We start from the raw sequence: 20,126 nt of genomic DNA, 5'->3' as shown, positions 1-20,126 counted from the left end.
GCAATTGCATCCGGGCCTTCCAGCCCATGCAGCCATGCCAGCCAATACCTCTTCTTATAAAGCGCTGGGTGAGCAGGATTATCGGAGAAATACCATGTCGTACGCAGTAATTGTTACTGGTGGCAAGCAATACAAGGTCGCCCCAGGTGAATACCTGAAGATCGAAAAACTGGAAATCGCTACTGGCGAATCCGTGACTTTTGATCGCGTTCTGTTGGTCGCCAATGGCGATGACGTGAATATCGGCGCTCCAGTCGTTGCTGGCGCTACCGTTGTGGCTGAAGTGATCTCCCAAGGTCGTCACGATAAAGTCCGCATCATCAAGTTCCGTCGCCGTAAGCACCACATGAAGCGTATGGGCCACCGCCAGTGGTACACCGAGATCAAAATCACCGGTATTCAGGCTTAATTTCAGCCTAATTCCTCACTAGGAGAATTGAACTCATGGCACACAAAAAAGCTGGTGGTAGTACCCGTAACGGTCGCGACTCAGAAGCCAAACGCCTTGGCGTCAAGATGTATGGCGGCCAGGCTATCAAAGCGGGCAACATCATCGTGCGTCAGCGCGGCACCCAATTCCACGCTGGCTACGGCGTAGGCATGGGTAAGGATCACACCCTCTTCGCTAAAGTCGAAGGCGTGATCAAGTTCGAAGTAAAAGGCGCCTTCGGTCGTCGTTACGTAAGCGTTATCGCAGCTTAATTGCGAGACCGCTGGAAAAGCCCTGTCTTGCGACGGGGCTTTTTCGTTTGTGGGGTGAGTCTCTTGCAAAACTGTTTGTATGGGCTGTCGGCGCTGCGGTTGGGGCGTGTCATCAGGTCGCTGCGCTCATTTTTGCAAGAGTCTTATGTCTTGTTTTTTTGGCTCGTCCGTATGGCGAGAGGCGTGTGTCATGAAGTTTGTTGATGAAGTATCGATTCGAGTAAAAGCCGGCGACGGCGGCAATGGTTGCATGAGTTTCCGTCGAGAAAAATTCATTGAGAACGGTGGTCCGAACGGTGGCGACGGCGGCGACGGCGGCTCGATCTATATGCTCGCCGATGAAAACCTCAACACCCTGGTGGACTACCGTTACACCCGGCACTTCGATGCCGAGCGTGGCTCCAACGGCGGCAGCACCGACTGCACCGGCAAAAAGGGCGAAGACCTGATCCTGCGCGTGCCGGTCGGCACCACGGTGATCGACTCCGCCACCCAGGAAGTCATTGGCGACCTGACCAAGGCTGGCCAGCGTCTGCTGGTGGCCCATGGTGGCTGGCACGGTCTGGGTAACACCCGTTTCAAGTCCAGTACCAACCGTGCGCCACGCCAGACCACGCCAGGCAAGCCGGGTGAACAGCGCGACCTGAAGCTGGAAATGAAAGTGCTGGCCGACGTGGGCCTGCTGGGCCTGCCGAACGCGGGCAAGAGCACCTTCATTCGCTCGGTGTCGGCGGCCAAGCCGAAAGTGGCCGATTACCCGTTCACCACCTTGGTGCCGAACCTGGGTGTGGTCAGTGTCGATCGCTGGAAGAGCTTTGTGGTTGCGGACATTCCAGGGCTGATCGAAGGCGCGTCTGATGGCGCCGGCCTGGGGATTCGCTTCCTCAAGCACTTGTCCCGTACCCGGTTGTTGCTGCACCTCGTGGACATGGCGCCGCTGGATGAAACCAGTGCTGCTGATGCGGCAGAAGTCATTGTCAGTGAGCTGACCAAGTTCAGCCCGGCCCTGGCTGAGCGTGACCGCTGGTTGGTGCTGAACAAGTGCGACCAGATCCTCGAAGAAGAGCATGAAGAGCGGGTCAAGGAAATCGTCGATCGCCTGGAGTGGGAAGGTCCGGTCTACGTGATCTCGGCCATTGCCAAAGAGGGCACCGAGCGCCTGTGCCACGACATCATGCGTTATATGGAAGATCGTGCCGATCGCCTGGCCAATGACCCTGCCTACAAGGAAGAGTTGGCCGAGCTCGATCAGCGTATCGAAGACGAGGCGCGTGCTCAGTTGCAAGCGCTGGATGATCAGCGTGCCCTGCGTCGCAGCGGCGTGAAGTCGGTCCATGACATCGGTGACGACGATTGGGACGAAGAAGACGTGGATGACGAAGACGGTCCGGAAATCATCTACGTTCGCGACTGATCTTGCGTTGATGTCGCGTAGCCAAAGATAAAGAACTGTGGGAGCGAGCCTGCTCGCGATGGTGTTGGATCAGTCGCATTGATGTTGATTGGCACACCGCTATCGCGAGCAGGCTCGCTCCCACAGGGATTTTTGGTGACTGCATGGGGGGCAGGTTTAACTGATCCAGTGCAGTGTTATCATCGCAACCAGCCAGTTTCCAAGGCGCCGCTCATTCGAGCGGCGTTTTGGTATCTGTAAAACGCAAATACGAATAATCCCATGGGCGGTGCTGGGTCGCGCCGTTCGCTGGCAAAGGTTGAAGATAATGCGGAGCAAGGTGACGGGTGCGCGGCGCTGGGTCGTGAAGATCGGTAGCGCATTGCTGACGGCGGATGGCAAGGGCCTGGATCGCAAGGCGATGGCGGTGTGGGTCGAGCAGATGGTGGCTTTGCATGAAGCCGGCGTCGAGCTGGTCTTGGTCTCTTCGGGGGCTGTAGCAGCTGGCATGAGTCGGTTGGGCTGGACATCGCGACCCAGCGCGATGCATGAATTGCAGGCTGCTGCCGCCATCGGTCAGATGGGCCTGGTGCAGGCCTGGGAGTCGAGCTTTGCCGAGCTGGGTCGCCACACGGCGCAGATTCTGCTGACCCATGACGATCTGTCCGATCGCAAGCGCTACCTCAATGCCCGCAGCACCTTGCGAGCGCTGGTTGAGCTGAAAGTCATCCCGGTGATCAACGAAAACGACACCGTGGTCACCGACGAGATTCGTTTCGGCGACAACGACACCCTGGCCGCGTTGGTGGCGAACCTGGTGGAAGCGGATCTGCTGGTGATTCTGACGGATCGCGACGGCATGTTCGACGCCGATCCGCGCAACAATCCTGATGCCAAGCTGATCTACGAGGCGCGTGCCGATGATCCGGCGCTGGACGCGGTGGCGGGCGGTACCGGTGGCGCGCTGGGGCGTGGCGGCATGCAGACCAAGCTACGCGCCGCCCGTCTGGCTGCTCGTTCCGGGGCCCACACCATCATTGTCGGTGGGCGGCTGGAGCGGGTGCTGGATCGCCTCAAGGCGGGCGAGCGCATCGGCACATTGTTGTCCCCTGAGCGCGGCATGCTGGCGGCGCGTAAGCAATGGCTGGCCGGACATCTGCAAACCCGTGGCACGCTGGTGCTGGATGCGGGGGCGGTGTCGGCGCTGTCCCAAGGCAATAAAAGTCTGCTGCCGGTGGGTGTGAAGCTGGTCCAGGGCAGTTTTCGTCGCGGCGAAATGGTGGTGTGCGTGGCGCCGGATGGTCGCGAAATCGCTCGCGGCCTGGCCAACTACAGCGCGCTCGAGGCACAAAAAATCATCGGTCAATCGTCTGATGCAATTGTCGGTCTGTTGGGTTACATGGCCGAGCCAGAGCTGGTTCACCGTGACAACCTGATTCTTGTCTAAGGAAAAATCATGGGTTTGGCAAAAGGATTGATCGGATTGCTGGTGGCATTGCCGCTGCTGGCCTCGGCCGAGGAAATTGGCCAGGTGTCGACGGTGTTCAAGTTTGTCGGGCCGAATGACCGGATCGTTGTTGAGGCCTTCGATGATCCGAAGGTGGATGGTGTGACGTGTTATCTGTCTCGGGCCAAGACCGGTGGGGTGAAGGGTGGCCTGGGCCTGGCCGAGGATCGCGCCGAGGCGTCCATTGCCTGTCGTCAGGTCGGTCCCATCAGCTTCAAGGGCGAGCTCAAGGACGGTGAGGAAGTGTTCAGGGAGCGCACATCGCTGGTGTTCAAGACCATGCAGGTGGTGCGTTTTCTCGACAAAAAGCGCAATACGCTGGTGTACCTGGTCTACAGCGACCGCGTGATCGAAGGCAGTCCGCAGAATGCGGTGACGGCGATTCCGATCCTGCCGTGGGCTCGTACTCAATAGTTCGGGCAAACTCATTGTGAGAGAGGTTGTGTGGGAGCAAGGCTTGCCCGCGATGCAGGCGCCTCGGTCTGTCTTAATGCTGAGGCGATGCTGTCGCGGGCAAGCCTTGCTCCCACAGAGGTCTGCCCCCACATTGTTCGTGCGGTGCCTGTTAAATCCCAGGCAATAAAAAACCGACCCGGAGGTCGGTTTTTTAACGAGCGCGTCGCTTAGGCAGCAGCGGCAACGTTCAGGGCCTTTACGTGGCCATTCAGGCGGCTCTTATGGCGAGCAGCCTTGTTCTTGTGGATGATGCCTTTATCGGCCATACGGTCGATAACTGGCACAGCCAGAACGTAAGCAGCTTGTGCTTTTTCAGCGTCTTTTGCGTCGATGGCCTTAACTACGTTTTTGATGTAGGTACGGACCATGGAACGCAGGCTGGCGTTGTGGCTGCGACGCTTCTCAGCCTGTTTTGCACGTTTTTTGGCGGAAGGTGTGTTGGCCACCGTCGAGCTCCTCGAAAGACTTTTTAGGAAATAGCAAACAAAATAGGCCGCGAATCATGCCGATGAGTTGATGTCTTGTCAAGGGCGGGTGACACGTTCCGCTGAATGGCAGGTACAACGCACCGGATGATTTCTTTCCGGCGTGCGACCTGTAAACTCGCGGGCTTTGGCTCTGCACTGTTTAGCGGCGCGGAGTATCGCATAAGTGGGCGCGTTGTTCGCCTGCTGTTTATCGACAGGCAAAAACTCTTTTCATGAATCTGCTCAAATCGTTGGCTGCCGTCAGCTCTATCACGATGCTTTCACGCGTCCTGGGGTTCGTTCGTGACACGCTGATTGCTCGGATATTCGGTGCCGGGATGGCCACCGATGCCTTCTTCATCGCCTTCAAGTTGCCCAATCTGTTGCGGCGGATCTTCGCCGAAGGGGCATTTTCCCAGGCCTTCGTGCCGATCCTGGCGGAATACAAGAGTCAGAAGGGCGACGAGGCGACCCGCACATTCATTGCTTACGTCACGGGTTTGCTGACGCTGGTGCTGGCGCTGGTCACGGCTGCCGGCATGCTCGCCGCACCCTGGGTGATCTGGGCCACGGCACCGGGTTTTACCGATACCCCGGAAAAATTCCAGCTCACCACGGACCTGTTGCGGGTGACCTTTCCTTATATATTGCTGATCTCCCTGTCATCTCTGGCCGGGGCGATCCTCAATACCTGGAACCGTTTCTCGGTACCGGCCTTCGTGCCGACCCTGCTCAACGTCAGCATGATCGTATTTGCGGTGTTCCTGACACCGTACTTCGATCCCCCGGTGATGGCCCTCGGTTGGGCGGTGCTGGTGGGCGGCCTGGCGCAGTTGCTGTATCAACTGCCTCACCTGAAGAAAATCGGCATGCTGGTGCTGCCGCGTCTGAATCTGCGTGACAGCGGCGTATGGCGAGTGATGAAGCAGATGCTGCCGGCGATCCTCGGGGTTTCGGTGAGTCAGATTTCCCTGATCATCAACACCATTTTCGCCTCGTTCCTGGTGGCCGGCTCGGTGTCGTGGATGTACTACGCCGACCGCCTGATGGAGTTGCCGTCCGGCGTGTTGGGCGTGGCCCTGGGCACGATCCTGTTGCCGACCCTGGCCAAGACCTACGCCAGCCAGGACCGTCAGGAATACTCGCGCATCCTCGACTGGGGCCTGCGCCTGTGCTTCGTGCTGGTGTTGCCCTGTGCCCTGGCGCTGGGCATCCTGGCCGAGCCGCTGACCGTTTCGTTGTTTCAGTACGGTCAGTTCAATGCATTTGATGCCCTGATGACCCAGCGGGCATTGATCGCTTACTCGGTGGGCTTGCTGGGTATCATTGTGATCAAGGTGCTGGCGCCAGGTTTCTATGCCCAGCAGAACATTCGCACGCCGGTGAAAATCGCCATTTTCACCCTGGTGATGACCCAGCTGTTCAACCTGTTGCTGATCGGCCCGCTGGCCCACGCCGGCCTGGCCTTGGCGATCAGTGCTGGCGCCTGCCTCAATGCCGGGCTGCTGTTTTACCAATTGCGCAAGCAGAAGATGTATCAGCCGCAACCGGGCTGGGGCAAGTTCGGCCTCAAGCTGCTGGTGGCCGTGGGCGTGATGTCGGCGGTGTTGCTGGGGGTGATGCATTTCATGCCAGCCTGGGGCGAAGGGCAGATGCTCGAGCGTTTCCTGCGCCTGGGAGTGCTGGTCGTCGCGGGCGTGGTGGCGTATTTCGGCATGCTGCTGCTGATGGGCTTCCGCCTGCGCGACTTCAACCGCAAGGGCTTGAGCTGAGGGTTTACCCTCGATAATCCCGGGCCGGGCAGTGGTTTTGTCGGCTCGATCACTTTGGGTTACGGTGTTGCCTGTCGTCGGCCGCCGGGTGTGGTTATAATCGGCCACTTTATGAGCAAGAAGCGCGTTATGCAGCTGGTTCGAGGCCTCCACAACCTGCGCCCCCAGCATCGGGGCTGTGTCGCCACTATTGGCAACTTTGACGGTGTTCACCGTGGCCACCAGGCTATCCTGGCGCGGTTGCGCGAGCGTGCCCAGGAATTGGGCGTGCCCAGTTGCGTGGTGATCTTCGAGCCGCAACCCCGGGAATTTTTCGCCCCGGACACCGCGCCGGCCCGTCTGGCCCGGCTGCGGGACAAGCTGCATCTGCTGGCCGCCGAAGGCGTTGACCGGGTCTTGTGCCTGGCCTTCAATCAGCGCCTGAGCAAGCTCAGTGCCGCCGAATTCGTCGAGACCATCCTGGTGGGCGGTCTGGATATAAAACATCTGGAGGTCGGTGATGACTTCCGTTTCGGCTGCGACCGGGCAGGGGATTTCGATTACCTGCAACAGGCCGGCAAGGCCCGGGGCTTCACTGTCGAAGCGGCGCAGACCGTCGAGATGGATGGCATGCGCGTCAGCAGTACCCAGGTCCGCAATGCCCTGGCGGCTGCCGACTTCGAATGGGCCGAGCGTTTGCTCGGCCGGCCGTACCGGATTGCCGGACGGATCCTGCACGGGCAGAAACTGGCGCGCCAATTGGGCACGCCGACGGCCAACGTGCAACTCAAGCGTCGTCGTGTGCCGCTGACCGGGGTGTTCCTGGTGAGTGTCGAGATCGACGGCAAGACCTGGCCCGGTGTCGCCAATATCGGCGTCCGGCCCACGGTCCAGGGGGATGGCAAGGCCCACCTCGAAGTACATGTTCTGGATTTTGCCGGCGATCTGTATGACCGGCGTTTGACGGTGGTTTTCCACCAAAAGCTGCGTGAAGAGCAGCGTTTTGCCTCTCTGGAGGCGCTCAAGACGGCGATCCATGCAGATATCGCCGCCGCCCGTGCCCTTGTCGCAACCAGCGCCAATCGCTAATGAAGAGCCTTAAATGACCGACTATAAAGCCACGCTAAACCTTCCGGACACCGCCTTCCCTATGAAGGCCGGCCTGCCTCAGCGCGAACCACAGATTCTGCAGCGTTGGGACAGCATTGGCCTGTACGGAAAGTTGCGCGAGATTGGCAAGGATCGTCCGAAGTTCGTCCTGCACGACGGCCCTCCGTACGCCAACGGCACGATCCACATCGGTCACGCGCTGAACAAGATTCTCAAGGACATGATCGTGCGCTCCAAGACCCTGTCGGGTTTCGACGCGCCGTATATCCCGGGCTGGGATTGCCACGGCCTGCCGATCGAGCACAAGGTTGAAGTGACCCACGGCAAGAACCTGGGCGCGGACAAGACCCGCGAGCTGTGCCGTGCCTACGCCACCGAGCAGATCGAAGGGCAGAAGTCCGAGTTCATCCGCCTCGGCGTGCTGGGCGACTTCGCCAACCCTTACAAAACCATGGACTTCAAAAACGAAGCCGGCGAAATCCGTGCCTTGGCGAAAATCGTCGAGGGCGGCTTCGTGTTCAAGGGCCTCAAGCCCGTGAACTGGTGCTTCGATTGCGGTTCGGCCCTGGCCGAGGCGGAAGTCGAGTACGAAAACAAAAAATCCTCGACCATCGACGTCGCCTTCCCGATCGCCGATGAAGACAAGCTCGCCGCCGCTTTTGGCCTGGGCAAGCTGAGCAAGCCAGCGTCGATCGTGATCTGGACCACCACCCCGTGGACCATCCCGGCCAACCAGGCGTTGAACGTTCACCCGGAATTCAACTACGCCCTGGTCGATGTTGGCGACAAGCTGCTGGTATTGGCCGAAGAACTGGTCGAGTCCTGCCTGGCCCGCTACAACCTCGAAGGCTCGGTGCTGGCCACCACCCCGGGTTCGGCGCTGGAGCTGATCAATTTCCGTCATCCGTTTTATGATCGTCTGTCGCCGGTGTACCTGGCCGACTACGTGGAGCTGGGCGCAGGCACTGGTGTGGTTCACTCCGCGCCGGCCTATGGCGTTGACGACTTCGTGACCTGCAAGAAATACGGCATGGTCAACGACGACATCCTCAACCCGGTACAGAGCAATGGCGTGTATGTGCCATCGCTGGAGTTCTTTGGTGGCCAGTTCATCTGGAAAGCCAACCCGGCCATCGTCGATAAGTTGACCGAAGTCGGCGCGCTGCTGCACACCACCGTCATCGAACACAGCTACATGCACTGCTGGCGCCACAAGACCCCGCTGATCTACCGCGCCACCGCGCAATGGTTCATCGGCATGGACAAGCAGCCAGCCACTGGCGACACCCTGCGCCAACGCTCCCTCAAAGCCATCGAGGACACCAAGTTCGTGCCGGCCTGGGGCCAAGCGCGCCTGCACTCGATGATCGCCAACCGTCCTGACTGGTGCATCTCCCGCCAACGCAACTGGGGCGTGCCGATCCCGTTCTTCCTGAACAAGGAAAGCGGCGAACTGCACCCGCGCACCGTCGAGCTGATGGAAATGGTGGCCAAGCGCGTCGAAGTCGAAGGCATCGAAGCCTGGTTCAAGATGGACGCCGCCGAGCTGCTGGGCGACGAAGCGCCGCTGTACGACAAGATCAGCGATACCCTGGACGTCTGGTTCGATTCCGGCACCACCCACTGGCATGTGCTGCGCGGTTCGCACCCGATGGGCCACGAAACCGGCCCGCGTGCCGACCTGTACCTGGAAGGTTCGGACCAGCACCGCGGCTGGTTCCACTCGTCGCTGCTGACCGGTTGCGCCATCGACAACCACGCACCGTACCGCGAGCTGCTGACCCACGGTTTCACCGTCGACGAGTCCGGGCGCAAGATGTCCAAGTCCCTGGGCAACGTGATCGCGCCGCAAAAGGTCAACGACACCTTGGGCGCCGACATCATGCGCTTGTGGGTCGCCTCCACCGACTATTCCGGCGAGATGGCCGTTTCCGAACAGATCCTGCAGCGCAGCGCGGACGCCTACCGACGGATCCGTAACACCGCGCGCTTCCTGCTGTCGAACCTGACCGGCTTCAACCCGGCCACCGACCTGCTGCCGGCCGAGGAAATGCTCGCGCTGGACCGCTGGGCCGTGGACCGTACCCTGCTGCTGCAACGCGAATTGCAGGAGCATTACGGTGAGTACCGTTTCTGGAACGTCTACTCCAAGATCCATAACTTCTGCGTGCAGGAGCTGGGTGGCTTCTACCTCGACATCATCAAGGACCGCCAGTACACCACTGGCGCCAACAGCAAGGCGCGCCGTTCGTGCCAGACCGCGCTGTTCCACATCAGCGAAGCGCTGGTGCGCTGGATCGCGCCGATCCTGGCGTTCACCGCCGACGAGCTGTGGCAGTACCTGCCGGGCGAGCGCAACGAGTCGGTGATGCTCAACACCTGGTATGAAGGCCTGACCGAACTGCCGCAAGGTTTCGAGCTGGACCGGGCCTATTGGGACCGGATCATGGCGGTCAAGGCGGCGGTCAACAAGGAAATGGAGATCCAGCGCGCGGCGAAGGCCGTGGGTGGCAACCTGCAGGCCGAAGTGACTCTCTACGCTGAAGAAGCCCTGGGGGGCGACCTGGCCAAGCTAAGCAATGAGCTGCGCTTCGTGCTGATCACTTCCACCGCCAGTGTCGCCCCGTTGGTGCAGGCGCCGGCCGATGCGGTCGTCACTGAAGTCAGCGGCCTGAAGCTGAAGATCGTCAAGTCGAACCACACCAAGTGCGCCCGTTGCTGGCACTGCCGCGAAGACGTCGGCGTGAACCCGGAGCATCCGGAAATCTGCGGTCGTTGCGTCGACAACATCAGCGGCACCGGTGAGGTTCGTCACTATGCCTAATGTGGCGCCTAACGCAGCGGGCCGTTTCGGCCGGCTGAGCTGGTTGTGGTTGAGCGTGCTGGTGCTGGTCATTGACCAGGCCAGCAAGTACTACTTCGAGAACTCGCTGACCATGTACCAGCAGATCGTGGTCATTCCCGACTACTTCAGCTGGACCCTGGCCTACAACACGGGCGCGGCGTTCAGTTTCCTGGCCGACAGTTCGGGCTGGCAGCGCTGGCTGTTCGCCCTGATCGCCATCGTGGTCAGTGGCGTGCTGGTGGTCTGGCTCAAACGCCTGGGCCGCGATGAGACCTGGCTGGCCGTGGCGCTGGCATTGGTGCTCGGGGGCGCGCTGGGTAATCTTTATGACCGGATTGCCTTGGGCCACGTGATCGATTTCATCCTGGTGCATTGGCAGAACCGCTGGTATTTCCCGGCGTTCAACTTTGCCGACAGCGCCATTACCGTGGGTGCTGTGATGCTCGCGCTGGACATGTTCAAGAGCAAGAAAACCGGAGAAGCCGTCCATGACTGAGCAGCGTATCGCTCAAAACACTGAAGTGAAGCTTCACTTCGCCCTGCACCTGGAAAACGGCGACACCGTCGACAGCACCTTCGACAAGGCTCCGGCCGTGTTCAAGGTTGGCGACGGCAACCTGCTGCCAGGCTTCGAGGCGGCGATCTTCGGTTTCAAGGCCGGCGACAAGCGCACTGTGGTGGTTCCACCGGAAAACGCCTTTGGTCAGCCCAATCCGCAAAACGTGCAGACCATGCCACGCTCCCAGTTCCAGGACATGGAACTGTCCGAAGGCCTGCTGGTGATCTTCAACGACGCGGCCAACACGGAACTGCCAGGTGTGGTGAAAGCTTTCGACGACGCTCAGGTGACCGTGGACTTCAACCACCCGCTGGCGGGCAAGACCTTGAATTTCGAAGTGGAAATCATCGAGGTCAAGGCGCTCTGAATTTAACGGCAATGACCGCCCCCACATTACCTGTGGGAGCGAGCCTGCTCGCGATAGCTGAGCCACAGCCACCGTCGAGTTGACTGATCCACCGCATCGCGAGCAGGCTCGCTCCCACAGACACGAGGCACAGCATGCAAATCAAACTCGCCAACCCCCGTGGCTTCTGCGCCGGCGTGGACCGGGCGATCGAAATCGTCAACCGCGCCCTGGAAGTTTTCGGGCCGCCCATCTATGTGCGCCATGAAGTGGTCCACAACAAATTTGTCGTCGAAGACCTGCGTAGCCGCGGGGCGATCTTCGTCGAGGAGCTGGACCAGGTGCCGGACGACGTCATCGTGATCTTCAGTGCCCACGGGGTGTCCCAGGCAGTGCGTACCGAAGCTGCCGGCCGTGGCCTGAAGGTATTCGACGCGACCTGCCCCTTGGTGACCAAGGTCCATATCGAAGTGGCCCGTTACAGCCGTGACGGTCGTGAGTGCATCCTGATCGGCCACGAGGGCCATCCGGAAGTCGAAGGCACCATGGGCCAATACGACGCCAGCAACGGTGGCGCGATCTATCTGGTCGAGGATGAAGAAGACGTCGCCGCGCTGCAGGTGCGTAACCCGGAAAAGCTGGCGTTTGTCACCCAGACCACCCTGTCCATGGACGATACCAGTCGAGTGATCGACGCCCTGCGTGCGCGCTTCCCGGCCATCGGTGGGCCACGCAAGGATGACATCTGCTACGCCACCCAGAATCGTCAGGATGCGGTCAAGCAACTGGCCGACGAGTGTGATGTCGTGCTGGTAGTCGGTAGCCCGAACAGCTCCAACTCCAATCGCCTGCGCGAGCTGGCCGAGCGCATGTCCACTCCGGCGTACCTGATCGACGGTGCCGAAGACATGCAGCGCAGCTGGTTCGATGGCGTCGAGCGTATCGGCATTACCGCCGGTGCTTCAGCGCCGGAAGTGTTGGTGCGCGGCGTGATCCAGCAACTGCAGGCTTGGGGTGCAACCGCTGCCGATGAATTGTCCGGTCGCGAGGAGAACGTCACTTTCTCCATGCCCAAGGAACTACGCGTGCGCTCCTTGCTTTAAGTCCTTTTCGCACAGCGCCTGCTCGGCTTCGACGCTTTCCAGGTGGACGCGGCCGGAGGGCGCCAATATCACCTGATGGTGGCTGACCGGCCCACGTTTGGCGCAGACATGCAGCGTGCCTGCCTGGAATGCGCCGCCGGGGTGCAAGGCTTCCCCCCGGTTGCTGAACCTCACTCTGCGTCTCACCGGCTGGTTGCCGACCACCCGAGCGCTTGCCCTGCGCTCCATCAGTACGGTCTTCTCCTTGTTGTCCAGGGTCATTCGCCAGCCCCGGCCCCAATCGTTGTCTATCCCCCTGAGCACAACCGTCCGGTTGCGCGCGATGGCTTCGCTGCGCGCGCTGCGCAACCCGCTGATCAGTAACTGGGCGGTGTCCTCGCGTTCGATGGATTCGATCAGCTCTTTGTAGCCAGCGCCGGCCCACGACAGAACAATTGCCGCAATCGCCAGTCCCATGAGCAGTTCGATCAGGCTGAAGCCCTGTTGGTGCATGACATCTCCTCCCTGGAGAATGTGAAGCGGTGCGATAGTGCAAGAAACTCAGTGTGACAGGAGCATGTTGTGGCGAGGGAGCTTGCTCCCGCTGGGCTGCGCAGCAGCCCCAAAATAACCGCCGCTACGCGCCCGAGCGGGAGCAAGCTCCCTCGCCACACGCAGTGGTTTGTTCTAGCGTGTAGAAGCAGGTATAGCCGACGGCGACGGAGGGCATCGATGGATCTTCGTACAAAAGGTTTCACGCTGATTGAGGTGCTGGTAGCCCTTGGCGTGCTGCTGCTCCTGATCACCCTGGCGGTACCGGCCCTTACCGGTTCGGTGCAGGGCACCAAGGCCGATACCGATATTGGCGATCTGCGCCGGGCACTGAACTTCGCCCGGATGACAGCGATCGACCGTGGTGTCACCATACGGATTCGCCCCACGGCCCAGGGCAGCGTATGGAGCAGCGAGCTGACGGTGTATGACAGTACTGGCGCTGAGCCCAATGTATTGCGGGTTGTTCCGGCGATGAGCAGCGGCGCGACTCTGACGCTAACCTCAGAGGTGACCAACATTGATTTCAACAACCTCGGCGGGTTGTCGGCACCGGCCACGCCGGTGACTTTCAATTATGTAAGGGGGGCGCAGAGCAGGACGCTGAGTGTTTGCCTCAATGGACGAATCGTATTGGGTGGAAGTTGCGGATGAAGGGTTGCAGTAAACAGGCACAGGAGGGCATGACACTGATCGAGGTGCTGGTGGCGGTGCTGATTCTTGGCGTGGGCTTGCTGGGAGCGGCGATGGTTCAGCTCAATGCGCTCAAATATACCGACAGCTCGCGCATGACCAGTCAGGCCAGCTTCATCGCCTACGACATGCTGGACCGCATTCGCGCCAACTCCGGCGCCGATTACACGGTCACGCCGCCCAGTTCACCCAATCTCAACGTAGCCCGGGACCAGGATCTCTACGATTTCAAGACCAACATCGTCAGCTTCGGCGGCGCCACGGCCACCGGCACTGTTGCCCTGCACCAGCGGGTCTACACCATTACCATCTCTTGGGACGACGCCCGGGCCGCCAACACGACCAACGCCGCCGAGGCGCGACGCAGTTTCGTGCTGACCAGTCGCGTCGCCGTCGACCCACCAGGGGCGACGCCATGAACAGGCGTTGCCGAGGATTCGGCCTGATTGAGCTGATGATCGCTTTGGTGCTCAGTCTGATTGTCGTGCTGGGTGTGGTGCAGATTTTCATCGCCGCCAAGAATACCTACGTCAGTCAGAGCGCAGCGGCGGTGATGCAGGAGGATGCGCGGTTCGCCCTGAGCAAGATGGTCCAGGAGCTTCGCATGGTGGGCATGTTCGGTTGTCTGGAGAGCGTTCTCGACGCGTCCTCGGCGGGGGACTTCAATGCCAGCAAGGTCACGCCGATCAGTTGGGACAATGCCAATCTGAAGCTGACCCTGGTGACGACGGATGTCGGCAACAGTGGCGGCGTGCCGACCTGGACCGTGATCTCGGACTGTCGCAACACGGCGACCGCCTATACCGGGGCGCGGCTACCGGCGGCCGGGCAAATGGCGTTTCCGATACGGCGGTTGATCTACAGCTTCAGCAATAACCAGTTATTGATGGGCACCGGGGCTGGCAACCCGACCCAGGCGGTACTGGTGGATAACGTCCGGGCATTCGATGTGACATTTGGTGTGGCCAGCAGCGCGACAGACATCGCGGCATCGAGCTACAGCCGCAACCCGACCGATCCGGCCCTGATCCGCAGCGTGCGCCTGACCCTCACGCTCTTTGACCCGAAGAACAACGTGCGTGAGCAGACCTTCAACGTGGTTGCCGCTTTGCGCAACCGGCTCTTGTGAGGGCGACTGATGAATTCGACGCCCATCAAGCATCACCAGCGCGGTATGGCATTGCTGGTCAGCCTGGTTTTCCTGCTGCTCCTGACGCTGATCGGCCTGTCGTCGATGCAGAGCGCTACCCTTCAGGAAAAAATGACCAGTAGCGTCATGCTGCGCAACCAGTCCTTCCAGGTGGCCGAGGCAGCGCTGCGGGTTGGTGAAAGCGCGGTACAGGCCGAGGCCTACTCCCTGCCGGTGTGCACCACTGCGACCCAGTGTGCGCCCCCGGCTGAATCGGCAACCCTCACGGCGGCCGGGCGCAATTCATCGTCGGGGGTGACCTGGATCGCCGTCCCTGGCGGGTTTTACGGCGTGCAGAACCTGGGCACCACGCTCACGGCGGTCAACGTGCCGATCAATACATCGGCAACGCTGTACCGGATCACGGCGGTGGCTGTGGTAGGCAATAACCAGCGCAGCGTCGTGGAGAGCATCTATGCGAAATATTAAGGTGCGTCGCGATTGGAGGCAGGCGTTCTGGGGCGTGCTGCTGAGCCTGTATCTGGCTGCACCGGCCTATGCTTTCACACCTTCGGATTCCCCCTTGCTGAGTGCCGCCGCAGTCACCCCCAATGTGATGCTGCTGATCGATGACTCGGGGAGTATGAACAACATCATTTGGGCGCCGGGGTTTGATCCCTCTGCCACTCAGTTGCGCACCTATGCATGCGCCTCCAACAGTAACTGCAACAGCATCTTCGAGCTGGATATGGACGACGCCAATATTTTGTTGGTGGGCCTGTTCCGTGGCGGCTGTTCAAATGGCTGGTACGGTTTTTACCGCAGCAACGTTGGTCGGGTCTGTCTGCGGCTGCCTGACCCGGTGGGTGACGAGAACACCCGGTACACGGCCAAGTATCTGGCGTATCTGGTAACCCTGGCCAACGGCTCGAACCGGGACTACACCAACGGCTCAATCCCCAGGGACTATCGAATCAACGTGGCACGGGATGTCTCCAACGACCTGGTCGCCAACAACCGTGCCCTGCGCATTGGTCTTGCCACCTTCAACCCGCCCAACTTCAGCAACTCCGGCCCGGGGGGCTACATTGCCCGTGTCGTCAGCGATCTGTCACCCGTCAGTGGCAGCGTGACCCAGACCCAGGCCAACGCCAACTACAGTGCCCTGATCAACGCCATCAACGGTCTGGGCGCGGTCGCCAATACGCCATTGGCCGAAAGCTATTACGAGGTCACCCGTTATTTCAGGGGCATGGCGCCGTACCACAACAGTACCCCCAGTACCTACACCAGCCCGATTCAGTATCGGTGCCAGAAGAATTTCGGAGTGGTGATCACCGACGGCTTGCCCACCTACGACCGTACCTTTCCCTCCAACGATCCGCTAGGTGGATCCCGTCTGCCGAACTGGGATGGCATCAGTACCAACGATGGGGCTGACCGCAACGGTGACGCCGAGGGCGATACGCTTTACCTGGACGACATCGCCAAGTTCGCTTTCGACATCGACATGCGCTCCACCGGCACCGATGCCACCGGCCAGAGCTGGAATGCCACGGATTTCCCCCGGCAGTACCTCAATACCTACACTGTGGGTTTTGCGGTCACCAATACGATGCTGTCCGACGCCGCTCGCTACGGCGCGGGTAAATATTATCCAGCGTCCGACAGCGAAGGCCTGAACTCAGCCTTGTCATTGGCCTTGAGCGACATCACCTCCAAGGCTGGATCGGGGGGCGGCGGCACCACCAACGGTGCAACGTTGTCCACCACCTCCAGCTATTACCAGACCACCTATGACCCCAAGGACTGGCGGGGCACCATCCGGGCATTCGGTTTTACTTCGGCGGGAACGGTCGATACGGCGGCCGTGCAGTGGACCACCAACACCAGCATCGTGCCGGGTGCCACGGCACCGACCTATCAGTCCTGGAACACCGCGACCAACACGCCGGTAACCCTGGCCTACGGCAACTTTTCACCGGCTCAGCAAACCAGCCTCAGCCAGGGCCTGCCCACGGGGATCACCGGCACCGATCTGGTGGAATGGAGCAAAGGCGTCAATAAAACCGGGCTGAAGGTGCGCAGCGTGTTGCTGGGCGACATCATCAACTCGCCGCTGGTGCTGGCATCGCCCAATGACCAGACCGCCTCGGACCTGCTGAACGACACCAGCTACAGCACTTACCTGGCCACCAAGGCGGCGAACATGAACGCCAATCTTGTGGTGAATGCCAACGACGGTTTCTTCAGCGTCATCAACAGCACCAACGGCACCCGGCGTTACGCCTACATGCCGTCGAGCGTCCTGCCCTCGCTGCGGGACATCGCCGACACCAATTACATCAATGGCGTGAGCCACAAATTCCTGGTGGATGGGCAGATCGGCGTGTTCGATGCGCAATTGGGCAGTGCCTGGAAGACAGTGGCCCTGGGCGGGACCGGAGCCGGGGGCAAAGCGTTCTATGCGGTGCAATTGTTCGATGCGGCGGCAGGCAATACGCTTCGGGCGTTGTGGGAAATCAGCGCGCCGACCGTCGCCAATACGGCCAACGTCTTCAATGACCTGGGCTACGCCTATGCGCGTCCCGAAGTAGCGCGTCTGGCCGATGGTCGTTGGGCCGCGTTCATCGCCAATGGCTATGGCAGCAACACCGGCGTGGCGGCGCTGTACGTGGTGGATATCCGTGATGGCTCGCTGATCAGGAAAATCACGGTCAATAACAGCGAGACGGGTAACGGTCTGTCTTCGGTCAAACTTCGGGTCAACTCCCAGAACGTGGTGCAGGCCGCGTACGGTGGCGACTTGAAAGGGCGGATGTGGAAGTTCGACCTCAGTGGCACTTCCCCCACCACCTGGGGCGTTGCATTTGCCGGGCAGCCATTGTTCACCGCGCCCGGTGGTGCAACCCAGCCAATCACCGTCCAGCCGCTGCTGGCGGACAACCCCCAGGGCGGGACCCAGGTTTTTTTCGGCACGGGCAAATTCAACGAAGCGGTGGATAAGCTCAATAAGGATCTGCAGGGGTTCTATTCGATCTGGGACGCCGTCGGCGGTACCGGACAAATCACAGTTTCGAACCTGCAAGCCCAGTCGATCACGGGGGTGTTCTCAGGCAGCACCGGGCAATTCGTGACGACCAGCCAGACCGACGTGACGTATCCTGCGAGAAAAGGTTGGTATTTACCCTTGGTGTACAACAACGCATTGACTGGGGAGCGGGTGATCAACCCGGCCAGTCTGGTGCTCGGGCGAATAGTCTTCACCACGGCCGCCGTGGACACCACCGACCCCTGCGCCAGCTTCGGTACCGGCAAACTGATCCAGGTAGATGCGTTCAACGGTAAGATGCTCAATTACGCGGTGCTCGACACCAACGGTGACGGCCTGCTCAACAGCCTCGACACGATCTCCAGCGGGGTGATTTTCACGGGGGGGATCCCGACCTTGAGCGCTGTCGTCAGTGCCAACGGGGCCACCAACATGATCGTGAACGACTCCGGTGGCGGTATCACCGACCTGCTGGGAAAATCCGTCGGCGGCAGTCGCCGCATCATGTGGCGGCAAATACAGTGAGAGATAAGGTATGCGCAGATCCAACCGGGGTTTCACCTTGATCGAAATCATGATCGTGATCGCCATCATCGGTATCGTGATCACCGTCGGCTATCCGAGCCTGACCGAATACATGAAAAAGGGGCGGCGCGCTGAAGTTGCCGGGCTGTTATCAGAGCAGGCGCAGATCCTTGAGCGTCATTATTCCAAGACCGGCGTCTACACCAACGCGACCGGGCTGAGCAGCGGGAATGATTTCTACACCATTACCCAGACGCTTTTGGACCAGAGTTTCACCCTGACCGCGGTGCGCAACAGCGGCTCGTCCATGGCAAGCGACAAGTGCGGTGATTTCACAATCAACAACACAGGCGCACGAAGCATCATCAACGCCACTGCCGGGCTGACCGCCAAGGATTGCTGGGGTCGCTGAGTTTATTTTTCGGGTGCTGTCCTGCGCCCTCTGTCTTGTGAGTTGAAATAGAACATGACCAGGCAACAGCAAGTGGTGATTGTCGGCGGCGGAGTTATCGGCCTGCTGACGGCGTTCAATCTCGCGTCCGAAGGGCAGCATGTGGTGCTGCTGGACCGCTCCAATGTCGGCCAGGAATCGTCCTGGGCCGGCGGCGGTATTGTTTCGCCGCTATACCCCTGGCGCTACAGCCCGGCGGTCACCGCACTGGCCCACTGGTCGCAGGACTTTTATCCACAGCTGGGGCAGCGTTTGTTCGCGGCCACCGGGATTGATCCGCAAGTACATGTCACTGGCCTGTATTGGCTGGACCTGGACGATCAGGTCGAAGCCTTGGCCTGGGCTGAGCGAGAAGGGCGCCCGTTGGAGGCTGTGGATATCTCTGCGGTGCATGATGCGGTGCCGGTGCTGGGCGCGGGTTTTTCCCGGGCGATCTACATGGCCGACGTGGCTAACGTGCGTAATCCCCGGCTGGTGAAATCCCTCAAGGCTGCCTTGCTGGCGCTGCCCAATGTCACCTTGCATGAACACTGCGAGGTCAGCGGGTTCATCCGCGACGGTGGGCGTGTGGTGGGGGTGGAAAGCTCGGCAGGACAGATTCGTGGCGAACAGGTGGTCTTGGCGGCGGGCGCGTGGAGCGGTGAACTGCTCAAGACGCTGGGGCTGAAATTGCCGGTTGAGCCGGTCAAAGGCCAGATGATTTTGTACAAGTGTGCGTCGGATTTTTTATCGAGCATGGTCCTGGCCAAGGGCCGTTATGCGATTCCTCGTCGCGACGGGCATATTCTGGTGGGCAGTACGCTGGAGCGTGAGGGTTTCGACAAGACCCCGACCGATGTAGCGCTCGATAGCCTGAAGGCTTCGGCGCAGCAGTTGATTCCGGCGCTGGCCGACGCCGAGGTGGTCGGGCATTGGGCCGGGTTGCGGCCTGGATCGCCGGAGGGCATTCCCTATATTGGTGAAGTGCCGGGGTTTTCGGGGTTGTGGTTGAATTGTGGGCATTATCGCAATGGGTTGGTGTTGGCTCCGGCGTCGTGTCGGTTGTTTGTTGACCTGATGCTGGGGCGTGAGCCGGTGATTGATCCTGTGCCGTATGCGCCGGCGGGGCGGTTGTAAGGTTCGGCTCTGGTTTGGGTTGAGCTGGGTGACGAGGCGGCCTGACAGCCGGCCAGGATTTTGTTGGCTGGGTACATATCCATTGCTGCGGTAACGGCGGCTTATGGTTCCGCTCTTACAGCGGGTCACTTTTGGAAGAGCGCCAAAAGTAACCAAAAGCGCTTTGCCCCACCACTCGGCACCTCGCTGAGGCTCGGTGTGCCCTCACTCCGGCATTGCTCCGTGGGCCCGCCGCGAAGGGCCATCCATGGCCCAGCGCGGCTACCTCGGCCTCCATGCCGAGATGCCCACTGCGCAATACCTACGTTCGGCCAGCGTGGTTAACGGGGCGCCCCAGATCAAAATCAAAAGCGAGGCGGCCTGACAGCCGGCCTGTTTCTTGCGGGTGTA

20 protein-coding genes are annotated in these 20,126 nt (G+C 60.5%); 18 read left to right on the top strand and 2 right to left on the bottom strand.

The annotated features are described in order from the left end of the window. The first annotated feature begins 94 nt into the window (after nt 1–94). The 5 genes from rplU (at nt 95) to BM132_RS27130 (ending at nt 4,016) form a co-directional block, all read left to right on the top strand. Entirely contained in the window at nt 95–409 is a 315-nt protein-coding gene (rplU, locus tag BM132_RS27150) for a 50S ribosomal protein L21 (protein ID WP_003176051.1), read from the top strand. 35 nt (nt 410–444) lie between these two features. Continuing rightward, the gene (gene rpmA, locus BM132_RS27145) at nt 445–702 is read left to right on the top strand and encodes a 50S ribosomal protein L27 (protein WP_003205738.1); all 258 of its coding nucleotides are present in this window, start codon (nt 445–447) and stop codon (nt 700–702) included. A gap of 190 nt (nt 703–892) precedes the next feature. Next, nucleotides 893–2,116, top strand: a complete 1,224-nt coding sequence (gene cgtA, locus BM132_RS27140) for an Obg family GTPase CgtA (RefSeq protein ID WP_047230163.1) — start codon at nt 893–895, stop codon at nt 2,114–2,116. A 307-nt stretch (nt 2,117–2,423) separates the two neighbouring features. Continuing rightward, nucleotides 2,424–3,542 carry a glutamate 5-kinase gene (proB, locus tag BM132_RS27135; RefSeq protein ID WP_092459954.1) on the top strand — a complete coding sequence of 373 codons (1,119 nt, stop codon included), beginning with the start codon at nt 2,424–2,426 and terminating at the stop codon, nt 3,540–3,542. Nucleotides 3,543–3,551: 9 nt separating this feature from the next. Continuing rightward, the gene (locus BM132_RS27130; protein WP_076386392.1) at nt 3,552–4,016 is read left to right on the top strand and encodes a CreA family protein; all 465 of its coding nucleotides are present in this window, start codon (nt 3,552–3,554) and stop codon (nt 4,014–4,016) included. Nucleotides 4,017–4,225: 209 nt separating this feature from the next. Here BM132_RS27130 and rpsT read toward each other — a convergent pair whose 3' ends face one another. Then, a complete protein-coding gene (rpsT, locus tag BM132_RS27125; protein WP_003185593.1) occupies nt 4,226–4,504 on the bottom strand; it encodes a 30S ribosomal protein S20 in 279 nt (92 codons plus the stop codon). 254 nt (nt 4,505–4,758) lie between these two features. On the opposite strand from rpsT, the gene murJ reads away from it, so the two are divergent. The 6 genes from murJ (at nt 4,759) to ispH (ending at nt 12,239) form a co-directional block, all read left to right on the top strand. After that, complete coding sequence (murJ, locus tag BM132_RS27120) at nt 4,759–6,297, top strand: murein biosynthesis integral membrane protein MurJ (protein WP_092459952.1); 1,539 nt, start codon at nt 4,759–4,761, stop codon at nt 6,295–6,297. A 129-nt stretch (nt 6,298–6,426) separates the two neighbouring features. Then, a complete protein-coding gene (ribF, locus tag BM132_RS27115; protein ID WP_177218225.1) occupies nt 6,427–7,365 on the top strand; it encodes a bifunctional riboflavin kinase/FAD synthetase in 939 nt (312 codons plus the stop codon). A 13-nt stretch (nt 7,366–7,378) separates the two neighbouring features. Beyond that, complete coding sequence (gene ileS / locus BM132_RS27110) at nt 7,379–10,210, top strand: isoleucine--tRNA ligase (RefSeq protein ID WP_092403413.1); 2,832 nt, start codon at nt 7,379–7,381, stop codon at nt 10,208–10,210. Further along, nucleotides 10,203–10,727, top strand: a complete 525-nt coding sequence (lspA, locus tag BM132_RS27105) for a signal peptidase II (RefSeq protein ID WP_092403411.1) — start codon at nt 10,203–10,205, stop codon at nt 10,725–10,727. The genes ileS and lspA overlap by 8 nt, the downstream gene beginning before the upstream one ends. Beyond that, nucleotides 10,720–11,157 (top strand): FKBP-type peptidyl-prolyl cis-trans isomerase, encoded by a 438-nt coding sequence (gene fkpB / locus BM132_RS27100; RefSeq protein ID WP_092403409.1) that lies wholly within the window; start codon nt 10,720–10,722, stop codon nt 11,155–11,157. The genes lspA and fkpB overlap by 8 nt, the downstream gene beginning before the upstream one ends. Before the next feature lie 134 nt (nt 11,158–11,291). Continuing rightward, a complete protein-coding gene (ispH, locus tag BM132_RS27095; protein WP_092459944.1) occupies nt 11,292–12,239 on the top strand; it encodes a 4-hydroxy-3-methylbut-2-enyl diphosphate reductase in 948 nt (315 codons plus the stop codon). On the opposite strand, the gene BM132_RS27090 is transcribed toward ispH, so the two are convergent. Further along, nucleotides 12,216–12,731, bottom strand: a complete 516-nt coding sequence (locus tag BM132_RS27090) for a GspH/FimT family pseudopilin (protein ID WP_143092397.1) — start codon at nt 12,729–12,731, stop codon at nt 12,216–12,218. The genes ispH and BM132_RS27090 overlap by 24 nt on opposite strands. 219 nt (nt 12,732–12,950) lie before the next feature. Here BM132_RS27090 and BM132_RS27085 point away from each other — a divergent pair, with 219 nt between their 5' ends. The 7 genes from BM132_RS27085 to thiO are packed head-to-tail and all read left to right on the top strand — an operon-like array spanning nt 12,951 to nt 19,736. Further along, nucleotides 12,951–13,424: a GspH/FimT family pseudopilin gene (locus BM132_RS27085; protein ID WP_092459942.1), complete on the top strand. Its 474-nt coding sequence runs from the start codon at nt 12,951–12,953 to the stop codon at nt 13,422–13,424. Continuing rightward, nucleotides 13,421–13,882, top strand: coding sequence for a type IV pilus modification protein PilV (gene pilV, locus BM132_RS27080; RefSeq protein WP_092403403.1), 462 nt, complete (start codon nt 13,421–13,423; stop codon nt 13,880–13,882). The genes BM132_RS27085 and pilV overlap by 4 nt, the downstream gene beginning before the upstream one ends. Continuing rightward, nucleotides 13,879–14,592 carry a PilW family protein gene (locus tag BM132_RS27075; protein ID WP_092459940.1) on the top strand — a complete coding sequence of 238 codons (714 nt, stop codon included), beginning with the start codon at nt 13,879–13,881 and terminating at the stop codon, nt 14,590–14,592. The genes pilV and BM132_RS27075 overlap by 4 nt, the downstream gene beginning before the upstream one ends. A gap of 9 nt (nt 14,593–14,601) precedes the next feature. Further along, nucleotides 14,602–15,081, top strand: coding sequence for a pilus assembly PilX family protein (locus tag BM132_RS27070; protein ID WP_092459938.1), 480 nt, complete (start codon nt 14,602–14,604; stop codon nt 15,079–15,081). Further along, nucleotides 15,068–18,169, top strand: coding sequence for a pilus assembly protein (locus BM132_RS27065; RefSeq protein WP_092459936.1), 3,102 nt, complete (start codon nt 15,068–15,070; stop codon nt 18,167–18,169). The genes BM132_RS27070 and BM132_RS27065 overlap by 14 nt, the downstream gene beginning before the upstream one ends. A gap of 10 nt (nt 18,170–18,179) precedes the next feature. Continuing rightward, the gene (locus BM132_RS27060) at nt 18,180–18,581 is read left to right on the top strand and encodes a type IV pilin protein (RefSeq protein WP_092403395.1); all 402 of its coding nucleotides are present in this window, start codon (nt 18,180–18,182) and stop codon (nt 18,579–18,581) included. Nucleotides 18,582–18,635: 54 nt separating this feature from the next. After that, complete coding sequence (thiO, locus tag BM132_RS27055; protein WP_092403393.1) at nt 18,636–19,736, top strand: glycine oxidase ThiO; 1,101 nt, start codon at nt 18,636–18,638, stop codon at nt 19,734–19,736. The last annotated feature ends 390 nt before the right edge of the window (nt 19,737–20,126 follow it).

Source organism: Pseudomonas sp. NFACC45 (assembly GCF_900113505.1).
GTDB lineage: Bacteria > Pseudomonadota > Gammaproteobacteria > Pseudomonadales > Pseudomonadaceae > Aquipseudomonas > Aquipseudomonas tehranensis.
The sequence above is the reverse complement of the archived record's forward strand: the minus strand, read 5'-3'. Positions and strand labels throughout refer to the sequence as shown.

Bases quoted from the DNA above. Each gene is read 5' to 3' on its own strand.
- rplU (WP_003176051.1), top strand. From the start codon at position 95: ATGTCGTACGCAGTAATTGTTACTGGTGGCAAGCAATACAAGGTCGCC.
- rpmA (WP_003205738.1), top strand. From the start codon at position 445: ATGGCACACAAAAAAGCTGGTGGTAGTACCCGTAACGGTCGCGACTCA.
- cgtA (WP_047230163.1), top strand. From the start codon at position 893: ATGAAGTTTGTTGATGAAGTATCGATTCGAGTAAAAGCCGGCGACGGC.
- proB (WP_092459954.1), top strand. From the start codon at position 2,424: ATGCGGAGCAAGGTGACGGGTGCGCGGCGCTGGGTCGTGAAGATCGGT.
- BM132_RS27130 (WP_076386392.1), top strand. From the start codon at position 3,552: ATGGGTTTGGCAAAAGGATTGATCGGATTGCTGGTGGCATTGCCGCTG.
- murJ (WP_092459952.1), top strand. From the start codon at position 4,759: ATGAATCTGCTCAAATCGTTGGCTGCCGTCAGCTCTATCACGATGCTT.
- ribF (WP_177218225.1), top strand. From the start codon at position 6,427: ATGCAGCTGGTTCGAGGCCTCCACAACCTGCGCCCCCAGCATCGGGGC.
- ileS (WP_092403413.1), top strand. From the start codon at position 7,379: ATGACCGACTATAAAGCCACGCTAAACCTTCCGGACACCGCCTTCCCT.
- lspA (WP_092403411.1), top strand. From the start codon at position 10,203: ATGCCTAATGTGGCGCCTAACGCAGCGGGCCGTTTCGGCCGGCTGAGC.
- fkpB (WP_092403409.1), top strand. From the start codon at position 10,720: ATGACTGAGCAGCGTATCGCTCAAAACACTGAAGTGAAGCTTCACTTC.
- ispH (WP_092459944.1), top strand. From the start codon at position 11,292: ATGCAAATCAAACTCGCCAACCCCCGTGGCTTCTGCGCCGGCGTGGAC.
- BM132_RS27090 (WP_143092397.1), bottom strand. From the start codon at position 12,731: ATGCACCAACAGGGCTTCAGCCTGATCGAACTGCTCATGGGACTGGCG.
- BM132_RS27085 (WP_092459942.1), top strand. From the start codon at position 12,951: ATGGATCTTCGTACAAAAGGTTTCACGCTGATTGAGGTGCTGGTAGCC.
- pilV (WP_092403403.1), top strand. From the start codon at position 13,421: ATGAAGGGTTGCAGTAAACAGGCACAGGAGGGCATGACACTGATCGAG.
- BM132_RS27075 (WP_092459940.1), top strand. From the start codon at position 13,879: ATGAACAGGCGTTGCCGAGGATTCGGCCTGATTGAGCTGATGATCGCT.
- BM132_RS27070 (WP_092459938.1), top strand. From the start codon at position 14,602: ATGAATTCGACGCCCATCAAGCATCACCAGCGCGGTATGGCATTGCTG.
- BM132_RS27065 (WP_092459936.1), top strand. From the start codon at position 15,068: ATGCGAAATATTAAGGTGCGTCGCGATTGGAGGCAGGCGTTCTGGGGC.
- BM132_RS27060 (WP_092403395.1), top strand. From the start codon at position 18,180: ATGCGCAGATCCAACCGGGGTTTCACCTTGATCGAAATCATGATCGTG.
- thiO (WP_092403393.1), top strand. From the start codon at position 18,636: ATGACCAGGCAACAGCAAGTGGTGATTGTCGGCGGCGGAGTTATCGGC.